The following is a 20,875-nucleotide window of genomic DNA, read 5'->3' as shown; positions in this document are numbered from 1 at the left end:
GAGCAGCGCTAGCGCAGCTGGAGCAGGGCGGCCTCGAAGGCCACCCAGGGCAGCATCGCGCACTTCACCCGCGCGGGGTACTTGGAGACACCGGCGAAGGCGGCGGCGTCGCCCATGACCTCTTCGTCGGGTTCGATGGTGCCGCGGGAGCGCAGCATCTCCCGGAAGAGGTCGAGCATCGCCTCGGACTCGGCGACCGAGGTTCCCCGCACCGTGTCGTTCAGCACCGAGGCCGACGCCATCGAGATCGAGCAGCCGGCACCCCGCCACGCGAACTCGTCGATCTGCGCCTCGGCGCCCGAGCCGGCCAGGCCGACCCGCACGGTGACCTCGTCGCCGCAGGTGGTGTTCACCTGGTGCGACTGGGCCTGGCGGTGGCCGGCGTCGGAGACCGAGCCGTCGTCCAAGGCAGGCAACTCGGCAACGGCGCCGTGCGCGGACTTCGCGTGGTCGAGGATAATCTGCTGGTAGAGCTGTTGCATGGCGGACGAGGTCATCGGGACACTCCGAAGAACGGGGCGACCTCGGCGAGCACGGCCAGGAACTGGTCGACCTCGTCGTCGGTCGTGTACAGGTAGGTGCTTGCCCGGGTGGAGGCGGTGACGCCGAGCTTCCGGTGCAGCGGCTGGGCGCAGTGGTGCCCGACGCGCACGGCGATGCCGGCCTCGTCGAGGAACTGACCCACGTCGTGCGCGTGCACGCCGGCGACATCCACTGCGGCCAAGCCGATGCGCTCCACACCGAGGCCGGGGCCGAGCAGGCGCACGCCGGGAATGGCGGTGACGCCCTCCACGAGCCGGCGGCCGAGCTCGGCCTCGCGGGTGCGGATGCGCCCCATGCCGGTGTGGCTGAGGTAGTCGACCGCGGAGGCGAGGGCGATGGCCTGGGAGATGCGCTGGGTGCCGGCCTCGAAGCGCTGCGGCGGGGCGAGGAACTCGGCGGTCTGCATGTCAACGGTGGTGATCATCGACCCACCGGTGAGGAACGGCGGCATCGCGGCCAGCAGCTCGGCCTTGCCGTAGAGCACACCGATGCCGGTGGGACCGAGCATCTTGTGGCCGGAGAACACCGCGAAGTCCACGTCGAGCGCGGCCAGGTCGAGCGCCAGGTGCGGCGCGGACTGGCAGGCGTCGAGGAACACCAGGGCGTCGACGGCGTGCGCCATGGCCACGAGCTCGTCGATCGGGTTGATGGTGCCCACCACGTTGGAGGCGTGGGTGACGGCCAGCAACCGGGTGCGCGGGTTGAGGATCTCGGCGGCGGCGGCGAGGTCGAGGGTGCCGTCGGGCAGCACCGGGATGAAACGCAGGGTGGCCCCGGTGCGAAGTGCCAGCTGCTGCCACGGGATGAGGTTGGAGTGGTGCTCCATCTCGGTGACGACGATCTCGTCGCCGGCTGCCAGCGTGAACCGGGCGGCGGCGGGGCCGCCGAGACCGAGGGACGCGTTGGAGAAGGAGTACGACACGAGGTTCACACCCTCGGTGGCATTGGAGGTCCAGACGATCTCGTTCTCGTGCGCGCCGACGAAGGCGGCCACGGTGGCGCGGGCGGCCTCGAACACCTCGGTGGCGGCGAACGCCAGGGTGTGTGCGCCGCGGTGCACTGCCGCGTTCCGCTGCTCGTAGTACTCCTGCTCGGCCTCCATCACGCTGATCGGGTTCTGCGAGGTGGCGCCGGAGTCGAGGTAGGCCAGCGGATGCCCGTTCACCAGTTGGTGCAGCACCGGGAAGTCGTTGCGGATGCGCAGAACCTCATCGTGGCTCAGCGTCTGGTCCAGCCGGGTCTGGTCCAGCGAGGCCTGGTCCGGCCGGGTCTGGTCACGCGCGGGGGTAGGTGCAACGAACGTCATACTTCAGGGTACCGCCACCGGCCGGGCCCCGGCAGAGGATGACGGCAGGAGACCGCACAGGATGTGGCGCGGCCCTGCAACTGGATGCGAACGACGGTGTCGGCCGGCAGGTGGCCCATCAGGCCTAGGCTGGAAGCCAGCAGAAAGGGCCGCCATGCCGCACGTTCCCCTCGTCTCACCGGGGCCGCCGCTCACCGCGGCCCAGCGCCAGCGATACGCCCGCCAGGTCTCGCTCGAACAGGTCGGCGACCTCGGGCAGCGTCGCCTCGCGGCCGCAAGGGTGCTCATGATCGGCGCCGGCGGACTCGGCTCCCCCGTGCTCACCGCCCTGGCCGCGGCGGGAGTGGGCACCATCGGCATCGTCGATTCGGACAGCGTCGAGGTCTCCAACCTGCACCGTCAGACCATCTACTCGATGGCCGATCTGGCCCGGCCCAAGGCCGAGGCCGCCGCGGACGTGTTGCGCGCGCACAACCCACTCATCGAGGTCGTGGCGCACCAGACCCGCCTCACCGCGGCCAACGTTCTCGCGCTGATCGCCGACTACGACATCGTGGTCGACGGCACCGACAACTTCGCCACCCGCCACCTCGCCCACGATGCCGCGGCCCTGCTGCACAAGCCATACGTCTGGGGCTCCGTGCTGCGCTTCGACGGCCTGGTCACCACGTTCTGGGTCGACGGGCCGGCCGGCGGCACCCGCCTGGAAGACCTGTTTCCGAGCACTCCCGGCGCAGACGAGGCCGAGACCTGCGCCATGGCCGGGGTGCTCGGCTCGGTGTGCGCGGGTGTCGGCGCCATGATGGCCACGGAGACCCTCAAACTCATCGTGGGCTTCGGCGACCCGTTGTTCGGCCGGCTGCTCGTGCTCGACGGGCTCGACTCCTCCTGGCGGGAGGTGCCATACGCCGCTGCCGGCAGCGCCCCTGCCGCCTCAGCTGCTCCGGCCGCCGACCACGAGCCGGCAGCCGCCGCGCCGCCGCGTGACACGAGTCACAGCCAGGTGCACACCCACCCGATCCCGGTGCCTCCGAGCCCCGGCACACCGGCTCCAGACGAGATCACCTCGGCCGAGCTCGCCGGTCTGCTCGCCGAACGTCGCGCGGGCAGCGCCGACTTCGTGCTCGTCGACATCCGCGAACCGTGGGAACGGGACATCGTGGCCATCGACGGATCGGCCCTGGTGCCGATGGCGCAGCTGTTGACCGACGAGGCCAGCACCGTGATGGAACCGGCGGATCGCGTCATCCTGTACTGCCACCACGGCACCCGCTCCGAGTACGCCCGTGGGGTGCTCCGCGACAACGGCTGGACGGACGTCACCCACCTCGCCGGCGGCATCGACGACTGGGTGCGCCGGATCGAGCCGGCCAAGCCGCGGTACTGACCTCTCCGAAAGCGCCCGGGCACGCGGGCGGGGTGGTTGCCGGCTGATGCCCCGGTTATGGTGTGCGCAACGGGCGCACCACCATTCGGCGAGGGAGCCCGGTGACTGAGAGGTGGTCATCATGGACGATGACAAGCGTCCAACCGGCAGCACGACGGACAATCGGAGCGCCGGCAGCGACGAGGCCGTCGACCGTGGTTTTCTTGGCACCCTCGATCCGCTGGTCATCACGGCCGCCGACGGACGGGTGGTCTGGGAGCTGGAGTCCCTGGCCTTTCTGGCCGGCGACGGTTCGGAGAATGTGCCGGAGAGCCTCTGGCGGCAGAGCGCCCTGACGGCCAGGCACGGTCTCTACGAGGTGACCGAGGGTATCTATCAGGTGCGCGGCTTCGACCTGTCGAACATGACGCTGGTCGAGGGTGATCGCGGGGTCATCGTGATCGACCCGCTCATCTCGGCTGAGACCGCGGCGGCGGCGCTGGCGCTGTACCGCAGCCACCGCGGCGAGAGAGCCGTGACGGCGATCATCTACACCCACGCTCACGTCGACCACTTCGGCGGCGTGCTCGGCGTGGCCGAACCCGACGCCGGCATCCCGGTCGTGGCCCCCGAGCATTTTCTCGACAACGCGGTCTCCGAGAACGTCTATGCCGGAACCGCCATGTTCCGCCGCGGGTACTACTACGACGGCCACCCATTGGCCCGGAACGCCTCCGGCCGGGTCGGCATCGGCCTGGGCCCCGGCGCATCCACCGGCACCATCGGCCTGATCGTGCCCACCCTCGAGATCACCAAGACCGGGCAGGAGGAGGTGCTCGACGGCGTGCGGATAGTGTTCCAGCTCACCCCGGGCACCGAGTCCCCGTCGGAGATGAACCTGTACTTCCCGGCGCAGCGCGCCCTGTGCATGGCGGAGAATGCCACCCACACCCTGCACAACCTGCTCACCCTGCGCGGCGCCCAGGTGCGGGACCCCCGCATGTGGTCACGCTATCTGGGCGAGGCCATCGAGCTCTTCGGCCGCAGGTCCGACGTGGAGTTCGCGTCGCACCACTGGCCGACCTGGGGCACCGACGCCATCGTCGCCTTCCTCACCGAGCAGCGTGACGTCTACGCGTACCTGCACGACCAGACCGTGCGCCTGATGAACCAGGGCCAGACCGGCAGCGAGATCGCCGAGGACTTCGAGATGCCGCCGTCACTGGCCCGGAAGTGGCACACGCACGGCTACTACGGTTCGGTCAGTCACAACGTCAAGGCGATCTACCAGCGCTACCTGGGCTGGTACGACGGCAACCCGGCGCACCTGTGGCAGCATCCGCCGACGGCGGCCGCCGCCCGCTACGTCGAAGTGATGGGCGGGGTCGCGGCCACCCTCGAGCACGCCAGACGGTACCTGGATGCCGGTGACCTGCGGTTCGCCGTGGAGCTGGCCAGCCACGCCGTTTTCGCCGATCCCGGCGACGGTGCGGCCAGGGAGCTGCTGGCCACCGGTCTGGAACGGCTGGGGTTCGGCGCCGAAAACGCCACCTGGCGGAACGTCTTCCTCACCGGGGCGACTGAACTGCGTTACGGCGTGGGTCGCACCGACCTCAGCGCCGGGGGCTTGCTCAGCGCCCTGACGGTGACCCAGCTCTTCGACACCCTGGCGATCCGCCTGGTGGGGCCCAGGGCGTGGAACGAGAGTTTCGCCATCAACTGGGTGATCACCGACACGCGGGAGCTCTACAGGATGGAGCTCAGCCACGGAGCCCTGATCCATTTTCCGGTGGCCAAGCCCCGCCCGGCCGACCTGAACGTGCGGATCACTCACGCGAGGTTGGCCCAGGCCGTGGCCGGCGCGTCGTTCGGCGGGGTGGACATGACCGGTGACGCCGGGGTGCTGCCCAGGCTGTTCGCCCTGCTGGACGCCCCGGATCCGTCCTTCGCCGTGGTGACCCCGTAGCTCGGCCGGGTCAGTCAGCCGGGGTGGGTCAGCCGCCGGCGAACGGCGGCAGCACGTCCAGCCGGTCGCCGTCGCCGAGCACCCGGGCCCGGTCGGTGGTGGCGGTACCGTTCACGATGAACGAACAGCGGGCGAAGACCGCGGCAGAGGTGCTGCCCAGTTCGTCGAGGAAGGCACCGATGGTGGCCCCGGCGGGCAGGTTGCGGGTCTCTTCCGCCACCCCCGTCGCCGCCTTGGCCGCGGCGTAGTAACGCACCTGCACCTGCATGAACGTGAGCCTTTCGTCGGGGACGGGCCACTGATGCCGACCCGGTTCGTCCAGCCTACGACGGGTCACCACTCCGGTGCGGCGCGCAGGCCGTAGTGCAGCTCGACCAGGCCGTCATCAAAACGCTCCGCCCCACGCAGGTCGAGAACGGACGGGCCGGTGTCGGCCGGGAACACCCCGCGCCCGGCACCGATCACGACGGGCATCACCACGAGGCGCACCTCATCCACCTCCCCGGCAGCGAAGAAGGTCCGGCTCAGGCTCAGGCTGCCCCAGAGCACCACGATTCCGGCCGTCTCGGCCTTGATCCGGCGGATGGCCTCCACGGCGTCGCCGGACTCCAGGGTCGCCGGTGGCAGGTCGCCCCACGGCGCGTGGCTGAGAGTGCGGGAGAACACGTGGCGGCGCAGGGCGTTGAGCGGGCCGGCGATGCTCTCCCCCGCGGCTTCCGGCGTGGGCCAGTAGCCCACGAACAGGCGGTAGGTGTTGGCGCCGAGCACCATCGCGTCCACGCCCTCCAGCCACGCCACCTGGCTGCGGTCGAACTCCTCGGTGCCGCCGTCGAGCAGTTCGTAGGCCGTGAATTCGTTGTCAAGATTGGCTGCGAAGCCGTCGAGGGTCACAAACTGCTGCACCACCAGGTGTCCCATGATCTGCCCTTCCGCGCGCCGTATCGAAGGCACGATACGCCCGGGCACGACCGCCTTCAAGCAACCCGCCAGGGACGACCGGCTGACCGGGGGTCTCCGCACGGTTCACGCCGGGCGAACTGCGGCAAGATGGGAGCATGAGCGCGCGCACGATCGACCAGCACCGGGACGCCGTGGCGACGCTTCTCGCGCCGCTGTTCCGGAACCGCGCCACCGAGGTCCTCCCCCTCTCCAGTGTGTGGCTGACCCGCGATCCCGACAGCTACCGGCAGCGCACTCTCGCGGCCGACATCGACTCCCCCGTGGCGTTGCCGCCCTTCGACAACTCGCAGATGGACGGGTACGCCGTGCGCGCCCACGACCTCGCCCTGGCGTCGGCCGGTTCGCCGGTCACCCTCGCCGTGGTGGCCCGCATCGCCGCGGGCGACCCGGCCGGCGACCTCGGAGCTGGCACCGTCGCCCCGATCATGACGGGTGCGCCCATCCCCGCCGGCGCGGATGCCGTCGTGCCCATCGAGCAGACCGATCCGCCGCGCTTCCTGCCGCAGGCGCCGGACGGCAGCACCGTGCCCGGCCAGAACGTCTCGTTCTCGGCCCCGGTGGCGCTCGGCTCCTTCGTGCGCCAGACCGGCAGCGATGTGCAGACCGGTGACCGGCTCCTCGCCGCCGGGGCGCGGCTCGGCCCGGCGCAGTACGGGGTGCTCGCGGGCACCGGGGTCACGACGGTCACCGTGCTGCGGCGCATCCGGGTTCTGCTCGTCGCCACCGGCCACGAGATCCGCGAAGCCGGCGACAGCCTGGCCCCCGGCCAGATCTTTGATTCGAACAGCGTCATCCTCGCTCAGGCGCTGCAGGATGCGGGTTGTTCGGTTCTCGTTCGGCCGTGCCGTTCCGACGATGCCGCCGACCTGCTCGCCATTCTCGCCGAGGCCCCCGAGGTGGATCTCGTGGTCACCGTGGGCGGGGTCAGCGCCGGCGCCCGCGAAGTCGTACGCGACGCGCTCGAGCCGCTCGGGGTAAGTTTTCAGCACGTTGCCATGCAACCCGGCGGACCGCAGGGCCTGGGCGCGATCAGCCGTTCGGGCACAGGCGTCCCGGCGCCGGGAGACTCGACGGCCGACGAGCCGGCGGCCGTCGAGCCGGCGCCCGTCAGCACCGCGCCCGCCAGCACGGTGCCCGTCGTCACCTTCCCCGGCAATCCGGTGAGCGCGCTGATCTCGTTCGAGGTGTTCCTGCGCCCGGTGCTCCGCCGCCTGGCCGGGCTGCCCCGGCCGGACCGGGAGCTGCGGCGTGCGCCCCTGGCCGCTCCGGTGCAGTCTCCGGCCGGCAAACACCAGCTGCGGCGCGGCATCCTGCGCCCCGACGGCACCCTCGATCTGGTGGGCGGTGCCAGTTCGCACCTCCTGCACGCCTACGCCACCGCGACGGTGCTTGTGCACCTGCCCGTCGGGGTCGGCACCGTCGCCGCGGGTGAACCCGTGGACTATTGGAGCATCGATGACTGACACCCCGATCGAGAACAGCCCCCTCGAGCGCAATCCGGGCGAGAACGCCCCGGCGTCCGCCCCGGCTACAGCACAGCTGAGCCACGTGCGCGCCGACGGTGCCGCCCTCATGGTGGACGTGACCGACAAGCCCGTCACCAAACGCCGGGCCACGGCCACGGCCACGCTGATCACCAGGCCCGATGTGATCGCCCTGCTCGTGGCCGGCGAACTGCCCAAGGGCGAGGCCCTCGCCGTGGCCAGGGTGGCCGGCATCATGGGTGCCAAGCAGACCTCCGCGCTGATCCCGCTCTGCCACCCGCTGCCGCTCAGCGGCGCCACCATCGACTTCGAACCCGGCGACGACCGCGTGGTCGTCACCGCGTCGGTGAAGACCACCGGGGTCACCGGGGTGGAGATGGAGGCGCTGACGGCGGTGTCGGTGGCGGCGCTCACCCTGTACGACATGATCAAGGCCGTCGACAAGCACGCGGTGATCACCGATATGCGGGTGTTGGCGAAGTCCGGCGGCAAGAGCGGCGACTGGAGCACCGAATGAGCGCCGCGAAGCCGGCTCGCCCGCCAGGGAGCGGGTCGGCCAAGGCGCCGGCCGGAGCGTCTGCCAGGACCTCGGTCCGGGCCGCGGCGCACGGGTCGACGCACGGGTCGGCGCACGGGACGGCGGAAGGTCGCACCGGCCAGGTGATCGTGGCCTCGACCCGCGCGGCCGCCGGCGTCTACACCGACCGCACCGGACCTGTCATCGACGCCTGGCTGCGTGAGCATGGCTGGCTCGTGCTGGACCGGGCCGTCGTGGCCGACGGCGACCCCGTCGGTGACGCGCTGGCCGCGGCCATCGAGGCCGGCCTCGACCTGGTCATCACGACGGGCGGCACCGGCGTGAGCCCCACCGATCAGACCCCCGAACAGACCCTGCCGCTGCTGCACCGGCAGCTGCCCGGCATCATGGAGGAGCTGCGCCGCCGCGGCACGGCCGCCACCCCTCTCGCCGTGCTCTCCCGCGGTCACGCCGGCATCGCCGGCGGCCACACCGTGGTGATCAACCTGCCCGGTTCCATCGGCGGGGTGCGCGACGGGTTGGCCGTGCTCGATGAGGTGCTCGACCACCTCATCGACCAGGTGCGCGGAACCGATCACACCGCGCCAACCACCCCGACGCCGGCGAAAGGCAGCCACCATGACCACACCCCACAGGCCCACGCCCCAGGCGAAGGCGGCGACCGTGAGCGCTGACGAGTCCCCGGCCGCGGCACCCGGCGACGGCCCCGGCGACGCCGGGAGCGTCGTGCTGTTCGCCAGGGTCGACGACACCCCGATCACCGTAGACGAGTGCACGGATGCCGTGGCGGACGCCACCGCCGGCGCCGTCGTGTCGTTCGCGGGAGTGGTGCGCAACCACGACGAAGACCGTGGGGTGACCTGGCTGCGCTACAGCGCGCATCCCAGTGCCCAGGCGGTGCTCGAGGAGGTGGCCAGGGAGGTCGCCCAAGCGCATCCCGGCTGCCGAATCGCCGCCGCCCACCGGGTGGGCGACCTGGGTATCAACGATGTGGCCCTGGCCTGCGCCGTGGCCTCTGCCCACCGCGCCGAGGCGTTCGCGGCCTGTGCGGCGCTGGTCGACGAGATCAAGGCCCGCGTTCCGATCTGGAAGGAACAGGGTTTCACCGACGGCAGCACCGAGTGGGTCGCCGCGCTCGGCTGACAGCCCCGCCGCAACTGTTGCCGAATCGGACTTCTGCACCCGGTGCGCCGGGTGCAGATGTCCGCAAGGGGAACAGTTGCGGCCCGATTTCTGAGGATCGGCTGAGGGCCGCTGGCGCGGTTTACATCTCCGACACATTGCTGCGCTTGACTAGGGGTGTCGGCGCCCGGGACGGGCGCCCCTCGGCGGTGCCCACAGGCCCCGGCGACACCCTGGGATGCCCCGGCATCCTCGACGATCGGAGGAACGGATGGACCTGACCACCGTTGCAGCCATCACCCCGGCCCGCACCCGCGACGACCTGGCCGCCCTGAGCGCCACGGTGGTTCCGCTCGCCGGCGGCTCCGAGCTCTACGCCGATCCGCGCATCCACCTCACCGGCCTCGTCGACCTGCACACCATGGGCTGGCCGGCCCTCACCGTCACCCCCGACGGCCTCGAGATCGCCGCGACCTGCACCCTCGCCGAGCTGTCCAGGATGCCCGCGGAACCCGGCTGGGTCGCCCACCCGATCTTCCACCTGGCCTGCACGGCCCTGTTCGGCTCCTTCAAGATCTGGAACGTGGCCACCGTCGGCGGAAACCTGTGCACCTCGCTGCCAGCCGGCCCGATGATCTGCCTCACCGCCGCGCTCGACGCCAGGGTACTGATCTGGCGCGCCGACGGCACCGACGAGTGGCTGCCCGCCGTGGACTTCGTCACCGGCAACACCACCAACGTGCTCGCGCCCGGCGACGTGCTGCGCTCCATCCACGTGCCCGCCGCCGCGTTGACCGCCCGCGCCGGGTACCGCAAGATCGCCCTCTCCCCGCTCGGCCGGTCCGGCGCGGTGCTGATCGGCCGGCTCGACACCGACGGCGCCTTCGTGCTCACAGTGACCGGCGGCACCGTGCGCCCGGTGCAGTTGCGCTACCCCGAGCTGCCCGACCCGGCCACCCTGGCCGCCGACATCGCACGTCTGGACGGCTGGTTCACCGACGCCCACGGCGCCGCCGACTGGCGCCGCGCCGTGAGCGGTCTGCTCGGCGAGGAGATCCGGCAGGAACTGGCAGAGCCCGCCGCGCCCACCGGTGCGCCAGCCGCACCTCAGGACGGGACCCGCGCATGAAGCTCACCGTGAACGGTGCCGCCGTCGACGCCCCGGCCGCGGCCGGCCAGGCGCTCCGCACCTACCTGCGTCAACAGGAACACTTCGAGGTCAAGAAGGGCTGCGACACCGGCGACTGCGGCGCCTGCTCGGTGCTCGTGGACGGCACCCCCGTGCACTCCTGCATCTACCCGGCCTACCGGGCCGAGGGCCGCGAGATCACCACGGCCACGGGCATCGGCGGGCCGGAAAACCTGGCCCCCGTCCAGCAGCGGTTCATCGACGCGGCCGGTTTCCAGTGCGGCTTCTGCACGCCGGGCATGATCGTGACGGCGTCCACCATCCAGGAGCACCAGCTGCACGACCTGCCCCGGCTGCTCAAGGGCAACCTGTGCCGGTGCACGGGTTACCGGGCCATCGACGACGCCATCCGCGACCGGCACACCCCGGCCGACGGCGGCTGCGGGCACGATCACGATAATCACCATGAGCATGACCACGAGCACGCGCACGCGCACGCGGCGGATGCGTCCCACCCGACGACAGCGCCGGTCTCCGGCCTCGGCCCGGTACGCCCCACCCGGCCGCGCGCCGAGCCGCGCACCTCCGCCACCGACGGCACGGTCGGCGGGTCGCTCCGCGCGCCCGCCGCGGCCAGGGTAGTCAGCGGCCAGGAGCCGTACACCCTGGACGTGGCCGTGCCGGGCCTCGTGCACCTCGCCGTGCTGCGGAGCCCGCACGCCCACGCCCGCATCACGGCCATCGACGACACCGCCGCCCGGGCCCTGCCCGGCGTGCACGCCGTGCTCAGCCACGCCGACTCCCCCGGCACTCTCTACTCCTCGGCCCGGCACGAGAGCCGGCTCGACGACCCCGACGACAGCCTGGTCTTCGACACCGTGCTGCGGCACCGCGGCCAGCGGGTGGCCGCGGTGGTCGCCGACTCCGTAGCGATCGCCGAACACGCCTGCCGGCTGCTCGACGTGACCTACGAACTGCTGCCCGCGGTCTTCGACCCGGCCGAGGCGCTCACCCCGGGCGCGCCGCTCGTGCACGGCGACAAGGATGCGCAGGCCAGCCGCCTGGCCGATCCGCGGCAGAACCTCGTCGCCGAGCTGCACGGCGAGTACGGCGACGTCGCCGCAGGCCTCGCGGCCGCCGACACCGTGGTCACCGGCACCTGGCAGACCCAGCGGGTCGCGCACACCCAGCTGGAGACCCACGCCACGATCGGCTGGCTGGAAGACGACAGGCTCGTGCTGCGCACCAGCTCCCAGGTGCCCTTCCTGGTGCAGAAGGAGATCAGCCGCATCTTCGACCTCGACCTCGAGAACGTGCGTGTGTTCACAGCTCGCGTCGGCGGCGGCTTCGGCGGCAAGCAGGAGATCCTCACCGAGGACGTCGTCACCCTCGCGGTGCTGAAGACCGGGCGAGCGGTGCAGTACGAGTTCACCCGCACCGACGAACTCGCCGCCTCCCCGGCCCGGCACCCGATGCGGGTCGGCGTCACCCTGGGCGCCACCAGCGACGGCCGGCTCACGGCCCTGAAGGTCGACGTGCTCTCCGACACCGGCTCCTACGGCAACCACGCCCCCGGCGTCATGTTCCACGGCACCAGCGAATCCGTCGCCCTGTACAACGTGCCCAACAAGCGGGTGGATGCGCAGGCCGTTTACACGAACAACCCGCCGTCCGGCGCCTTCCGCGGTTACGGCCTGGGCCAGGTGATCTACGGCATCGAGTGCGCCCTCGACGAACTCGCGACCGAGCTGGGCATCAACCCGTTCGATCTCCGCCGGATCAACTCCGTGCGCCCGGGCGACCCCCTGGTGGTCACCCACGAAGAGGGTGACGACATCGGCTTCGCCAGCTACGGCCTCGATCAGTGCCTCGACCTGGCCCAGGCGGCCCTAGCCCGCGGCAACGGCGTGGCAGCGCCGGCCGGCGACCAGTGGCGGGTGGGTGAAGGAATGGCGTCGTCGATGATCGCCACGACCCCGCCGCGCGGCCACTTCTCCCAGGCGACCGTCACCCTGGGCGGCAATGGCCGCTATCTGGTGCGGGTGGGCACCGCCGAATTCGGCAACGGCACCACCACCGTGCACACGCAGATCGCGGCGACGGCGCTGAACACCGGTCCGGAGAACATCGAGATCCGCCAGTCCGATACCGACGCCGCCGGCTACGACACCGGCGCGTTCGGGTCGGCCGGGGTGGTGGTGGCGGGCAAAGCCGTGCACGGCGCCGCGATCGAGCTGGCCGGCCTGCTGCGCGACAAGGCGGCCCGGCTCACCGGCCGCTCTGCCGGGGAGTTCGTCCTGGCCGCCGACGGGCTGCGTGCGGGTGCGGTCTTCGTGCCGCTTCACCACCTCGCCGGCCCGGACGGCCTCACCGGCACGGGCCGCGAGGACGGTGCCCGCCGCTCACTGGCCTTCAACGTGCACGCGTTCAGGGTCGCGGTGAACACCGACACCGGCGAGGTGCGGATGCTGCAGTCGATCCAGACCGCGGATGCCGGCTTCGTGATGAATCCGGAGCAGTGCCGCGGCCAGATCGAGGGTGGGGTGGCGCAGGCGATCGGCACCGCGCTCTACGAGGAACTCATCCTCGACGGCGCCGGCACCGTTCTGACCAAGGTGCTGCGGAACTATCACATCCCGCAGCTGGCGGACCTGCCGGTGACCGAGGTGTACTTCGCGAACACCGCCGACGAGCTGGGTCCATACGGTGCCAAGTCGATGAGCGAGTCGCCGTACAACCCTGTCGCGCCGGCGTTGGCCAACGCGGTGCGCGACGCTCTCGGCGTGCGGTCGTACGAGCTGCCCATGTCGCGCGACCGGCTGTGGCGACTGATGAACAGCCGCGCCTGAGCCTGGCCGCCGGGCCGAAGTGCCGGGCCGAAGAGCTAGGTCTCCTCGGCCCGGTCCGTCACTCGTCGTCAGACGTCGCGCGGCCCGCCATGATCGGCTTCATTTCCTTGCCGTGCATGGTCACCGCGTAGATCACCAGCACGTCGATGGCGATCATGGTGATCGACCAGAGCGGGTAGGCGCCGAGGAAGGCGATGTTCACCAGGGCACTGCCGAATGCCAGGATGATCGCGATGACACGTGCCCACATCTGCCCGGCGAGCAGGGCGACGCCGGCCAGGATCACCACGGCGCCCAGGATGGTGTGCACCCAGCCCCACGTCGTGTAGTCGACCTGCACCACCAGCCCTTCCTGGCCGACGAGGTAGTAGGTGTCCTGGAAGAGTGCCACCAGGCCCTGGATGACGTGGAACGCGCCCATCATCAACATCATGACGCCGGCGAAGACGATCCAGCCGGTCCAGCCCGAGGTCCCGTCGGCGGTATCGTACGTGTCCCTGGTTGCGGCCCCGGTCTTGGTACCCGGTGCCTGCCGTGTGTTGGACATGGTGTTTCCTCCCATTCAGTGGATTCGACGAGCACGCTAATGCGCGGGCGCGCCCGTTTCGTCCCCCGAATAGGGTGAGGGCTGAGCGTCAGGCCGTCGGGTGGATCGGGCCCGGCCTGCTGCCCAGCGGCCGGCCCGATGCGCCGGAGCGGGCGGCCAGCACCTCGGCGAGGATCGACACCGCGGTCTCCGCCGGGCTGCTGGCGCCGAGGTCCAGGCCGATCGGCGAGTGCAACCTGGCCAGGGCGGCGGCGGGGAGACCCGCCTCGCGCAGCCGCAGCATCCGTCGCTCGTGGGTGCGCCTGGAGCCCATGGCACCCACGTAGGCAACGTCGAGGTTCAGCGCCGTGGTCAGCAGCGGCAGGTCGAATTTCTCGTCGTGGGTGAGCACGCACACCACGGTGCGGGCATCGGTCTCGGTGCGGGCGAGGTAGTCGCTCGGCCACTCGACCACGACTTCCGCCGCGGCCGGGAAGCGTTCGGGCGTGGCGAACACGGCGCGCGCGTCGCACACGGTGACCCTGTAGCCCAGCAGGGACGCCGCGGCCGACAGAGCGCTGGCGAAGTCCACAGCGCCGAAGATCAGGCAGCGCGGCGGGGTGGCGGCCACGAGGTAGAGCACCCGGCTCGTGGCGCCGTCGCAGTCCACGGCGCCCAGGGCGGTCTCGCCGCTGCCGATGCGGGCGCCGAGCTCGGCGCGGATGCGGCGCTCGGCGTCGGCGTCGAGGCCGGGTGACTCCCCTGCCGCGGGTGCGCCGCCTGAGGCACTGCCGTGCTCGCCCGACTCGTCCATCGGGGTCAGGATGCGGCCGGCCCCGGCGCCGTCGACCACGAGAGCGAGCCCGGCGGCGTGGCCGGCGGCAGCGAGCTCGAGCTGCGTGCGTGCCGCGTGCGAGAGGGCATTGCGCATCCCCGCCGGCGCGAACTCGGCCAGGAACACCTCGACGGTGCCGCCGCAGCTCAGCCCCACGGCGAAGGCGTCGTCGTCGCTGACCCCGAATTCGGTCAACTGCCCCCGGCCGGTCTCGAGCACCTCCTGGGCGCTCTCGTAGATCGCACCCTCGACACAGCCGCCGGAGATGCTACCGAGCACGGCACCGGCGTCGGTGACTGCCATGGCCGTTCCGAGCGTGCGCGGCGCGCTGCCGAGCACCCGGGTGACCGTGGCAACGGCCACCCGGCGCCCGTCGGTAAGGGCGTCGAGCAGCGCTCCGGCGATCTCGAGCACGGCTAGCTGCTCGCGCTCTGGTCCATGCCCATCCGCCGCAGCACCAGGTTCTCGGCGAACTGCGCCACGCCGTAGAGCACCATCGAGACGATGGTGATCACCACGACGGACGACCAGACCTCGAAGTTCTTCACCTGCGAGACCGCGACGACGATGCTGTAGCCGAGGCCCTGGCCGGTGGCGAGCCACTCGGCAAGCAGGGCACCGGTGATGGCGCCGGGGATGGAGATCTTGATGGCGGCGAAGAACGACGGCAGCGAACTGGGCAGGGCCACCTTGCGGAGCGCGGTGAACGGGGTGCCGCCGTAGACGGCGATCACGTCGCTCACCTGGGGTGAGGCCGACCGCAGGCCGAAGGCGATGTTCACGAGCGCAGGGAAGAGCACCACGATGGCGCCGGTGACCACGGCGATGCTCGGCCCGCGGCCGGTGATGAGGATCAGCACCGGCACGAACGCCACCAGCGGCACGCTGCGCAGCAGCAGCGCGATGGGCATCAGGGCGTGTTCGATGCCCTTGGACAGGGTGAACACCGTGGCCAGGACAAGGGCGAGCAGCAACCCGGCCACGAAACCGAGGAAGGCGTCGTTGAGCGTGACGCCCAGGTTGGTCAGGATGACCGCGCGGTTCTCCGCCGCCGCCGGCAGGGTGAACAGCCAGTTCCAGACGTCGAGGGGGCCCTTGGCGATGAACGGCGAGATGCCCAGGGCCAGGATCAGGCCCTGCCAGGCCGCGAGCACGATCACCAGGGTGAGCACCCCGGTCGCCAGGGCGCGGCCGACGAAAGAACCCACACCGCGGGCCTGGGCGCCGGTGGACTTGGCCGCGACGGCCGGCTTGCCGGCAGCGAGGGTGGTGGCGCTCATGAACTGCTCCGTCCGGTGGTCCAGGGGGTGGCGAAACGGGACACGAGGGCGAAGAGCAGGTAGCCCAGGCCGGCCAGCAGCCCGGCGACCAGGGCCAGGCTCCAGACCCGTTCCACATTGGCGGCGTTTCCGGCGACCAGCATGGCAACACCGAGGCCTCGTTCGGCGCCACCGAAGTACTCACCGAGGATAGCGCCGAGCAAGGCCGCGGGCGCGGCGATCTGCAGGGCGTTCAGAACGCTGGGCATGCCGGCGATGATGCGCACCTTGCGCAGCTGGGTGAACTTGGTGCCGCCGTACACGGTCACGAGGTCCAGGCTGGCCTGATCCGCGGCCTTCAGGCCGACCAGGGATCCGACCACGGTGGTGAAGAACACCGAGAGGGCTGCGAGGAAGATCGCGGTACCGGACGGCTCGCCGCGGGGCGGCCCGATCACCGTGTATGCGATGGGGCCGATGGCCACGATCGGCACGCAGTAGGTGATCACGGCGACCTGCAGCGCGATCTTCTCGATGCGCGGCACGATCAGCACCAGTCCGGCCAGCAACAGCGCCAGGCCGTTGCCCCAGAGAAAGCCGATGGCCGCCTCGTTGAGGGTCATAACTATGTGCGGCCAGTAGAAACCGATGCCGTCGCCGGTGAACTGCGCCACCACGTCGGCCGGGGTGGGGATGGCGCCGCCCGGTACCGAGCCGGCGTTCTGGAAGATCGTGAGCGCACTCACCCACCACAGCGCCACCACGACGATGACGCCGATGAGTCCGGTGGCCCAACTGGGCAGGGCGCGGCTGATCGGCATCAGTGTGCCCCGGCGGCGGCCGGTGTGTCTGCACCGAAGAGCAGCTCCGAGGCCCGGTCGTGCAGGGCATGGAACTCGGGGGTGCGCATCATCTCGGGCAGGCGCGGGCGGGGCAGGTCGATTTCGATGACCTCCTTGACCCGGCCGGGCCTGGGGCTCATCACGGCCACCTGGTCGGAGAGGAAGATCGCCTCGGAGATGCCGTGCGTGACCATCAGGGTGGTGGCGGGCTTCTCCGTCCAGATGCGCAGCAGCTCGATGTTGAGGCGCTGGCGGGTCATGTCGTCGAGGGCGCCGAACGGTTCGTCGAGCAGCAACACCGAGGGCTTGAGCACGAGCGACCGGGCGATCGAGACGCGCTGGCGCATGCCACCGGAGAGCTGCGCCGGCTTGGCCTTCTCAAAACCGGTGAGACCCACGAGCTGGATCAGTTCGGTGACGTAGTCCTCGTCGACAGGCATCCTGGCGACCTCGAAGGGGAGTTTGATGTTGCTGCGCACACTGCGCCAGGGCAGCAGGGCGGAGTCCTGGAAGGCGATGCCGAGTTCGTGGCCGCTGCGGAGTTCGGCGGGGCTCTTGCCATCGACGCGGGTGGTGCCGCTGGTGGGAGTCTCGAGTCCCGCGAGGATGCGGAGGATGGTGGATTTGCCGCAGCCGGAGGGGCCGAGCAGCGACAGGAAGCTGCCCTTGTCGGTGTGCAGGTTGGCGTTGTCGAGCGCGACAACCTCCTTGCGACCGACAGAGAAGGTCTTGTGTAGCCCTGAGATGTGCAGTCCGGTTCCCGAAGCGGGGTTGGGGAGACCGGTGTCGATCGTGCTCACGTCGTACATTCCTTACTGGGCGTGGTCGGGTACCGATGAGTTCAGTATCGCCGACGGCACCCGCCTCGAAAGACGGGTGCCGGGGGCGAGACCGAACCGTGGTGCGACTGTGCGGTTGTAGCTACTGCAGAGTGGTTCGGGCGTTACTTGCTGTAGGCGATGAGGTCGGGGTTCTCCTCGTACACCTCGGCCAGCAGGCTCATGTCGAACAGTGACTTCGCGTCGATCGTGATGCCGGCGGCCTTCAGCGTCTTGATGGATTCCTTCTGCAGGGTGTCGCTGATCGTGAAGAGGCCGTTGGTCTTGGTGTCGGAGCTGACCACGAGGTCGGTGGCCTGGATCTCCGCCTGGCGGGTCTCCTTCTCCATGGTCAGTCCGAGGTCCTTGCCGTAGGTGTCAACGGTGAGGGTCGCGGCGGCGGTCGGGTCGTTGATCGCGTCCGCCCAGCCCTTGATCTCGGCGACCAGCAGGGCCTTGAGCATCTCACGGTCGTTGGCGATGGCGTCGTCGGAAGCGGTGAAGGTCTCGGCGACGAACGGCAGGCCGTTGTCGGCCAGCGGCAGGTTCACGGGGTCGAGACCGGCCAGCTCGGCGTCGATCGACTCGTTGGTGAGGTAGGCGAACCAGCCGTCCACCTCGCCGTTGAAGAGCGGGGTCGGGTCGTACTCGACAGGCACGACGGTGATCGTGGAGGGGTCGATCTCATTGACCGCGAGGAACGCGTCCCACAGGCTCTGGTTGCTGGCCTGCACACCGATGGTCTTGCCCGCGAGGTCGTCGAGGGTGGCGATGTTGCCGACGCCGGCCAGCGAGAGGATCGTGAACGGGTTCTTCTGGTAGGTCGCGCCGATGATCTTCAGCGGTGCACCCTCCTCGGCGATGACGGTGCCTGTGGAGATGGCGTTACCGACACCGAGGTCGACGTTGCCGGAGATGACGCCGGCCTCGGCGGAGGCCGGGCCGGGGATCAGGTCGACGGAGTCGAAGCCCGCCTCGGTGAAATAGCCGGCGTCATCGGCGACGAACTCACCCATGAACTCGGTGTTCTTGATCCAGGAGAGCTGGATGCTCGCGTCGCCGAACGACGCGGCGTCGCCGGAGCCCGACTCGGAGGAACCTGCGTCGCTCGCGCAGGAGCTGAGCAGCAGGGTGAGCGCGGCCGCGACGGCCACACCCTTGCCGATGTTCTTGACAGATCGACGATTGATCAGGAAAACGGGGGCTTGCGTCATGACGCTGTTCCTCTCGGTGGTGCTCGGGGGTTGCCGTGGAACTCAACGGCGTGCTGGGGCGGGGTGCCTGTTGTGTGAATGTGATGTCGTGCGGGGTGGTGCTGGTGTGATTGCGGTGTTTCACGACGTCGCATCCGCTGCAACAAATGTTCGGATGACTCGAACACTAATTGCTGTGTGTGACGCCATGAAGACCGAGACATTTCCGGCTCATTACGGCGAAAAAGTCGTGCTGAAACGCGGGATTCCTTGCCGAGCGGCCCCGGAACCCTGGCGTGATAGCGTCACGGGGTCCACGCAGAAAGGAACCCCAATGTCTACAGCCATCGTACCGACCTCAGCCTTCGTCACCGGCCTGCCCAAGGCCGAACTACACCTGCACCTCGAAGGCACCCTCGAGCCGGAGCTCAAGCTGGAGCTGGCGCGCCGGAACGGAGTGGACATCGGTCAGAGCACCGTGGAACAGGTGCGCGCCACCTACGAGTTCGATTCGCTCGCGAGCTTCCTCGCCGTGTACTACCCCGCGATGGACGTGCTCGTCACCGAGGCCGACTTCTACGACCTCGCCACCGCCTACTTCCGCCGGGCCGCCGCCGACGGGGTGCGCCGGGTGGAGGCGTTCTTCGACCCGCAGGCACACACCTCCAGGGGCATACCCATCGAAGCCGTCATCGTCGGTTACCACCGGGCCGCCGTGGATGCCGCAGACCTCGGTGTCTCCGCCGAGCTGATCCTCTGCTTCCTGCGCGACTTCTCGGCCGAGAGCGCCCTGGAGACGCTGCGGTCGGCGCTCCCCTACGTCGACAGGTTCATCGGCGTCGGCCTCGACTCCGACGAGCGCGAGAACCCGCCCGCGAAGTTCGCCGAGGTCTTCGCCCTCGCCAGGGCGAACGGGCTCAAGCTCACCATGCACTGCGACATCGACCAGGTCGGCAGCATCGAGAACATCCGCCAGGTGCTCGAAGACATCGCGGTGGACCGCATCGACCACGGCACCAACATCGTGGAGAACCCCGAGCTGGTCACCCTGGTGCGGGAGCGGGGCATCGGTCTCACCTGCTGTCCGGTGTCGAACAGTTTCGTCACTGCCGACATGAAGGCCGTCGAGATGGTGGCCCTGCTGAACTTCGGCGTGCTGGTCACCGTGAACTCCGACGACCCCGCCTACTTCGGCGCCTATGTGGCCGACAACTACCTCGCGCTGGCCGAGAAGGCCGGGCTGGACGCCGACGAGCTGGTGCTGCTGGCCAAGAACTCCTTCCAGGCATCCTGGCTGCCCGACGCCGAGAAGCAGGCCTACCTGGCGTCCATCGATGCGTACGTCGCGGGATACCGAGCCGAGTAGTCAGTCGGCGCTGCCGGCGCCGACGGCCACCCTGCTGGTGTCGCGCGCAGCCTGCCGGATGAGCTCGGCCACGGCATCCGGTCGAGACACCGCGACAGCGTGGGAGGCATCGATCTCGACCGCGGTGGAGTTGGCCCGTCTGGCCATGTACCTCATCGACTCTGCCGGGATGTTGAGATCCTGCGTGGTGATCAGGGTCCAGGACGGGATCGACGCCCACGCGGCCTTGTCCGCCCTGTCGTCGAGTGCGCTCGCGGCGATGGGGCGTTGGGTCGCGGCCATGAGGGCGGCCTTGGAGTCGGGCAGATCGGCGGCGAAGACCGCCCGGAATCGGTCCTGCTGGATGTACAGGTCGGTTCCGTTCACGCCGCCCGCCGAGAACGGCACCGGATTGAGCGCGGGGCCGAGCTGGCCACCCGGGTACTTTCCGGCGAGTTCGGCGGTGCTCTCCCCCGCTTCCAGAAGGAAGCTGGCGATGTAGACCAGGGCCCGCACCTGGGTCGCGCCCTCCGCGGCCTCGCTCATCACGCTTCCGCCGTAGGAGTGACCGACCAGCACAATCGGCCCGTCGACGCTGTCGATGAGGCTGCGCAGGTAGGCGGCATCCTCGTGGAGGTCACGGAGTGGGTTGGCGGGGGCGATCACCGGGAACCCGTCCCCGTGCAGCGCGGCTATCACGTCGTTCCAGCTCGAGGAGTCTGCGAAGGCTCCGTGCACGAGAACGATCGTGGGCTTGTCGGTGTTCTTGGTGGGTACAGACATGACTTTCGTTC

At 70.1% G+C, this 20,875-nt stretch carries 20 protein-coding genes; 9 read left to right on the top strand and 11 right to left on the bottom strand.

Annotation, left to right across the window (positions count from 1 at the left end; all coding sequences use genetic code 11):
- Nucleotides 1-8: 8 nt before the first annotated feature.
- Nucleotides 9-497, bottom strand: a complete 489-nt coding sequence (sufU, locus tag ACEN2M_RS04180) for a Fe-S cluster assembly sulfur transfer protein SufU (RefSeq protein WP_441646874.1) — start codon at nucleotides 495-497, stop codon at nucleotides 9-11.
- A complete protein-coding gene (locus ACEN2M_RS04175; RefSeq protein WP_441646873.1) occupies nucleotides 494-1,849 on the bottom strand; it encodes an aminotransferase class V-fold PLP-dependent enzyme in 1,356 nt (451 codons plus the stop codon). The genes sufU and ACEN2M_RS04175 overlap by 4 nt, the downstream gene beginning before the upstream one ends.
- 154 nt (nucleotides 1,850-2,003) lie before the next feature.
- Between ACEN2M_RS04175 and ACEN2M_RS04170 the strand changes: the two genes are divergently transcribed.
- Nucleotides 2,004-3,236, top strand: a complete 1,233-nt coding sequence (locus ACEN2M_RS04170; RefSeq protein ID WP_441646872.1) for a ThiF family adenylyltransferase — start codon at nucleotides 2,004-2,006, stop codon at nucleotides 3,234-3,236.
- A 121-nt stretch (nucleotides 3,237-3,357) separates the two neighbouring features.
- Complete coding sequence (locus ACEN2M_RS04165; protein WP_441646871.1) at nucleotides 3,358-5,181, top strand: alkyl/aryl-sulfatase; 1,824 nt, start codon at nucleotides 3,358-3,360, stop codon at nucleotides 5,179-5,181.
- Nucleotides 5,182-5,209: 28 nt separating this feature from the next.
- On the opposite strand, the gene ACEN2M_RS04160 is transcribed toward ACEN2M_RS04165, so the two are convergent.
- Together ACEN2M_RS04160 and ACEN2M_RS04155 are read right to left on the bottom strand one after the other, a co-directional pair.
- Nucleotides 5,210-5,449 (bottom strand): MoaD/ThiS family protein, encoded by a 240-nt coding sequence (locus ACEN2M_RS04160; RefSeq protein ID WP_441646870.1) that lies wholly within the window; start codon nucleotides 5,447-5,449, stop codon nucleotides 5,210-5,212.
- Nucleotides 5,450-5,514: 65 nt separating this feature from the next.
- A complete protein-coding gene (locus ACEN2M_RS04155) occupies nucleotides 5,515-6,099 on the bottom strand; it encodes a dihydrofolate reductase family protein (RefSeq protein ID WP_441646869.1) in 585 nt (194 codons plus the stop codon).
- A 137-nt stretch (nucleotides 6,100-6,236) separates the two neighbouring features.
- On the opposite strand from ACEN2M_RS04155, the gene ACEN2M_RS04150 reads away from it, so the two are divergent.
- The 6 genes from ACEN2M_RS04150 to ACEN2M_RS04125 all read left to right on the top strand — a co-directional run bounded on the left by ACEN2M_RS04150 (nucleotide 6,237) and on the right by ACEN2M_RS04125 (nucleotide 13,263).
- Nucleotides 6,237-7,604, top strand: coding sequence for a molybdopterin molybdotransferase MoeA (locus tag ACEN2M_RS04150; protein WP_441646868.1), 1,368 nt, complete (start codon nucleotides 6,237-6,239; stop codon nucleotides 7,602-7,604).
- A 109-nt stretch (nucleotides 7,605-7,713) separates the two neighbouring features.
- The gene (gene moaC, locus ACEN2M_RS04145; protein WP_441646967.1) at nucleotides 7,714-8,142 is read left to right on the top strand and encodes a cyclic pyranopterin monophosphate synthase MoaC; all 429 of its coding nucleotides are present in this window, start codon (nucleotides 7,714-7,716) and stop codon (nucleotides 8,140-8,142) included.
- Nucleotides 8,139-8,837 carry a MogA/MoaB family molybdenum cofactor biosynthesis protein gene (locus ACEN2M_RS04140; protein WP_441646867.1) on the top strand — a complete coding sequence of 233 codons (699 nt, stop codon included), beginning with the start codon at nucleotides 8,139-8,141 and terminating at the stop codon, nucleotides 8,835-8,837. Before moaC ends, ACEN2M_RS04140 begins: the two co-directional genes overlap by 4 nt.
- Entirely contained in the window at nucleotides 8,827-9,306 is a 480-nt protein-coding gene (locus ACEN2M_RS04135; RefSeq protein WP_441646866.1) for a molybdenum cofactor biosynthesis protein MoaE, read from the top strand. Before ACEN2M_RS04140 ends, ACEN2M_RS04135 begins: the two co-directional genes overlap by 11 nt.
- 250 nt (nucleotides 9,307-9,556) lie before the next feature.
- Nucleotides 9,557-10,414 carry an FAD binding domain-containing protein gene (locus ACEN2M_RS04130; RefSeq protein WP_441646865.1) on the top strand — a complete coding sequence of 286 codons (858 nt, stop codon included), beginning with the start codon at nucleotides 9,557-9,559 and terminating at the stop codon, nucleotides 10,412-10,414.
- Nucleotides 10,411-13,263 carry a molybdopterin-dependent oxidoreductase gene (locus ACEN2M_RS04125; protein WP_441646864.1) on the top strand — a complete coding sequence of 951 codons (2,853 nt, stop codon included), beginning with the start codon at nucleotides 10,411-10,413 and terminating at the stop codon, nucleotides 13,261-13,263. The genes ACEN2M_RS04130 and ACEN2M_RS04125 overlap by 4 nt, the downstream gene beginning before the upstream one ends.
- A gap of 58 nt (nucleotides 13,264-13,321) precedes the next feature.
- Here the strand turns inward: ACEN2M_RS04125 and ACEN2M_RS04120 are convergent, their stop codons facing one another.
- The 6 genes from ACEN2M_RS04120 to ACEN2M_RS04095 form a co-directional block, all read right to left on the bottom strand.
- Nucleotides 13,322-13,810: a DUF7144 family membrane protein gene (locus tag ACEN2M_RS04120; RefSeq protein WP_441646863.1), complete on the bottom strand. Its 489-nt coding sequence runs from the start codon at nucleotides 13,808-13,810 to the stop codon at nucleotides 13,322-13,324.
- 88 nt (nucleotides 13,811-13,898) lie between these two features.
- A complete protein-coding gene (locus ACEN2M_RS04115; protein ID WP_441646862.1) occupies nucleotides 13,899-15,038 on the bottom strand; it encodes an XdhC family protein in 1,140 nt (379 codons plus the stop codon).
- 2 nt (nucleotides 15,039-15,040) lie between these two features.
- Nucleotides 15,041-15,904, bottom strand: coding sequence for an ABC transporter permease (locus tag ACEN2M_RS04110; RefSeq protein ID WP_441646861.1), 864 nt, complete (start codon nucleotides 15,902-15,904; stop codon nucleotides 15,041-15,043).
- A complete protein-coding gene (locus tag ACEN2M_RS04105) occupies nucleotides 15,901-16,704 on the bottom strand; it encodes an ABC transporter permease (protein WP_441646860.1) in 804 nt (267 codons plus the stop codon). Before ACEN2M_RS04105 ends, ACEN2M_RS04110 begins: the two co-directional genes overlap by 4 nt.
- A complete protein-coding gene (locus tag ACEN2M_RS04100; RefSeq protein WP_441646859.1) occupies nucleotides 16,704-17,525 on the bottom strand; it encodes an ABC transporter ATP-binding protein in 822 nt (273 codons plus the stop codon). Before ACEN2M_RS04100 ends, ACEN2M_RS04105 begins: the two co-directional genes overlap by 1 nt.
- 143 nt (nucleotides 17,526-17,668) lie before the next feature.
- A complete protein-coding gene (locus ACEN2M_RS04095; protein WP_441646858.1) occupies nucleotides 17,669-18,757 on the bottom strand; it encodes an ABC transporter substrate-binding protein in 1,089 nt (362 codons plus the stop codon).
- A gap of 313 nt (nucleotides 18,758-19,070) precedes the next feature.
- Here ACEN2M_RS04095 and add point away from each other — a divergent pair, with 313 nt between their 5' ends.
- Nucleotides 19,071-20,102: an adenosine deaminase gene (gene add, locus ACEN2M_RS04090; RefSeq protein WP_441646857.1), complete on the top strand. Its 1,032-nt coding sequence runs from the start codon at nucleotides 19,071-19,073 to the stop codon at nucleotides 20,100-20,102.
- On the opposite strand, the gene ACEN2M_RS04085 is transcribed toward add, so the two are convergent.
- The gene (locus tag ACEN2M_RS04085; RefSeq protein ID WP_441646856.1) at nucleotides 20,103-20,864 is read right to left on the bottom strand and encodes an alpha/beta fold hydrolase; all 762 of its coding nucleotides are present in this window, start codon (nucleotides 20,862-20,864) and stop codon (nucleotides 20,103-20,105) included. It abuts the gene before it with no gap.
- Nucleotides 20,865-20,875 lie beyond the last annotated feature (11 nt).

The sequence above is a fragment of the Cryobacterium sp. W22_MBD10_FK3 genome, assembly GCF_052113745.1.
In the GTDB taxonomy this organism is placed as follows: domain Bacteria; phylum Actinomycetota; class Actinomycetes; order Actinomycetales; family Microbacteriaceae; genus Cryobacterium.
This window is presented reverse-complemented; position numbering and strand designations above follow the sequence as displayed.

What these genes read in the sequence shown, in the direction of transcription:
- ACEN2M_RS04120 (WP_441646863.1), bottom strand. Translation starts at nt 13,810, where the DNA reads ATGTCCAACACACGGCAGGCACCGGGTACCAAGACCGGGGCCGCAACC.
- ACEN2M_RS04085 (WP_441646856.1), bottom strand. Translation starts at nt 20,864, where the DNA reads ATGTCTGTACCCACCAAGAACACCGACAAGCCCACGATCGTTCTCGTG.
- sufU (WP_441646874.1), bottom strand. Translation starts at nt 497, where the DNA reads ATGACCTCGTCCGCCATGCAACAGCTCTACCAGCAGATTATCCTCGAC.
- add (WP_441646857.1), top strand. Translation starts at nt 19,071, where the DNA reads ATGTCTACAGCCATCGTACCGACCTCAGCCTTCGTCACCGGCCTGCCC.
- ACEN2M_RS04165 (WP_441646871.1), top strand. Translation starts at nt 3,358, where the DNA reads ATGGACGATGACAAGCGTCCAACCGGCAGCACGACGGACAATCGGAGC.
- ACEN2M_RS04160 (WP_441646870.1), bottom strand. Translation starts at nt 5,449, where the DNA reads ATGCAGGTGCAGGTGCGTTACTACGCCGCGGCCAAGGCGGCGACGGGG.
- ACEN2M_RS04130 (WP_441646865.1), top strand. Translation starts at nt 9,557, where the DNA reads ATGGACCTGACCACCGTTGCAGCCATCACCCCGGCCCGCACCCGCGAC.
- ACEN2M_RS04170 (WP_441646872.1), top strand. Translation starts at nt 2,004, where the DNA reads ATGCCGCACGTTCCCCTCGTCTCACCGGGGCCGCCGCTCACCGCGGCC.
- ACEN2M_RS04155 (WP_441646869.1), bottom strand. Translation starts at nt 6,099, where the DNA reads ATGGGACACCTGGTGGTGCAGCAGTTTGTGACCCTCGACGGCTTCGCA.
- ACEN2M_RS04105 (WP_441646860.1), bottom strand. Translation starts at nt 16,704, where the DNA reads ATGCCGATCAGCCGCGCCCTGCCCAGTTGGGCCACCGGACTCATCGGC.
- ACEN2M_RS04095 (WP_441646858.1), bottom strand. Translation starts at nt 18,757, where the DNA reads ATGACGCAAGCCCCCGTTTTCCTGATCAATCGTCGATCTGTCAAGAAC.
- ACEN2M_RS04140 (WP_441646867.1), top strand. Translation starts at nt 8,139, where the DNA reads ATGAGCGCCGCGAAGCCGGCTCGCCCGCCAGGGAGCGGGTCGGCCAAG.
- moaC (WP_441646967.1), top strand. Translation starts at nt 7,714, where the DNA reads ATGGTGGACGTGACCGACAAGCCCGTCACCAAACGCCGGGCCACGGCC.
- ACEN2M_RS04150 (WP_441646868.1), top strand. Translation starts at nt 6,237, where the DNA reads ATGAGCGCGCGCACGATCGACCAGCACCGGGACGCCGTGGCGACGCTT.
- ACEN2M_RS04175 (WP_441646873.1), bottom strand. Translation starts at nt 1,849, where the DNA reads ATGACGTTCGTTGCACCTACCCCCGCGCGTGACCAGACCCGGCCGGAC.
- ACEN2M_RS04110 (WP_441646861.1), bottom strand. Translation starts at nt 15,904, where the DNA reads ATGAGCGCCACCACCCTCGCTGCCGGCAAGCCGGCCGTCGCGGCCAAG.
- ACEN2M_RS04125 (WP_441646864.1), top strand. Translation starts at nt 10,411, where the DNA reads ATGAAGCTCACCGTGAACGGTGCCGCCGTCGACGCCCCGGCCGCGGCC.